The organism is Candidatus Magnetobacterium casense, from assembly GCF_019173545.1.
Taxonomy (GTDB): domain Bacteria; phylum Nitrospirota; class Thermodesulfovibrionia; order Thermodesulfovibrionales; family Magnetobacteriaceae; genus Magnetobacterium; species Magnetobacterium cryptolimnobacter.
On the sequence record NZ_JABXWD010000598.1, the window covers coordinates 1 to 1,623 of the forward strand.

1 protein-coding gene is annotated in these 1,623 nt (G+C 52.5%); it reads right to left on the reverse strand.

Going from position 1 to position 1,623, the window contains the following annotated elements:
• Nucleotides 1-208: 208 nt before the first annotated feature.
• On the reverse strand, nt 209-1,623 hold a 1,415-nt coding region (gene lysS, locus HWQ67_RS17960; protein ID WP_218254067.1), incomplete at its 5' end, for a lysine--tRNA ligase.

Consider the following 1,623-nt stretch of genomic DNA (forward strand, 5'->3'; position numbering starts at 1 on the left):
CTCCATTCAAACGTGGTCACGTTGCTCACGCACAGTAACAATGCCATATTACACAGGTATAAAAGTGGCTTAAATCCTTGCAACCACGGTTGATAGTGGTACTATACTGATCGGATTCGAGTTTTTTCGGGTATCAAAATTGCCTGCATACAAGAAAGAAAGGGGGGCTGAAGCCCCCTGCTACAAACCGCACCTTATTATGAAGTCTTCATTGTTGCGGCTTTAACTGCGGGAAGAGGATCACATCCCTGATGGATTGAGAGTTCGTAAGGAGCATGACAAGCCTGTCAATGCCGATGCCTTCACCGGCGGTTGGTGGCATGGCAAACTCAAGTGCCCGGAGAAAGTCCTCATCCATGACGTGTGCCTCCTCATCACCCTTCTGTCTGGCAATGAGCTGGTCGTTGAATCTGCCGCGCTGGTCGATGGGGTCGTTTAGCTCGGAGAAGGCGTTGGCCATTTCGCGGGCAGTGATAAACAACTCAAACCGGTCGGTGAGACTGGGGTTGTCCTTCTTTCGTTTTGCCAGCGGGGATAGCTCCACCGGGTAGTCGATTATAAAGGTGGGCTGTATGAGGTTAGGCTCCATGCGCTCCTTGAATATCTCATCGAGTGCCGTTGCGTATGATGCCCCCTTTGGGATATCGATGCCGTTGTCTTTGGCCCATTTTATGACGCTATCCGTATCCCCCATCGCCTCGTCAGGAACACCAGCGTCCCTGAAGCTGTCAAGGAAGGCAATCCGTCTCCAGGGTGGCGTGAAGTCGATGTCGTGCTCGCCGTACCTGAACTTCAGAGTTCCGATGGCCTGCATTGCCACGTAGCACAGCAACTCCTCGGTAAAGGACATGAGGTAGTGGTAGTCCTTGTAAGCAATGTAGAACTCGATCATGGTGAACTCGGGGTTGTGTTTTGTGGATATCCCTTCGTTGCGGAAGTTTCGGTTGATCTCAAAGACGCGCTCATAGCCGCCAACGATCAGGCGCTTGAGGTAGAGTTCCGGTGCTATGCGCAGAAACAGGTCCATGCCCAGGGTGTTGTGGTGAGTCTTGAAGGGTTTTGCCGCGGCCCCACCCGGTATGGGGTGCATCATGGGGGTTTCGACCTCAATAAAGCCCTTGGTCTCAAAAAAGTCGCGAATTGCCTTTATGATCTTGCTTCGGGAGGCAAATGTTGTTCTGACTTCGGGGTTGACTATAAGATCGAGGTAGCGCTGTCGGTAACGTAGTTCGACGTCCTTGAGGCCGTGCCACTTCTCAGGCAGTGGGCGCAGGGCCTTGGCCAGTATCTTGAAGTCGCTGACCTCGATAGTCAACTCATCCGTGCGTGTCCTGAACAGTCTGCCGTTGACGCCGATGATGTCTCCGATGTCCAGCTTCTTGAGGACCGGAAACGTGTCCTTGAGGATGTCCCTGGCCAGATATATTTGTATCTTCTTGCCGGAGGAGTCCTGGACGTGTGCAAAGGATGCCTTGCCAAAATTGCGGTAGGCAACGATACGTCCTGCCACAGAACAGCCGATGGTGTTTTCTTCCAACTGAGCACCCGTAACATCGGTGTATTTTTCAATAAGCACTGCGGCATAGTCGGTTGCCTGGAAATCCTGGTTGTAGGGGTCAAGCC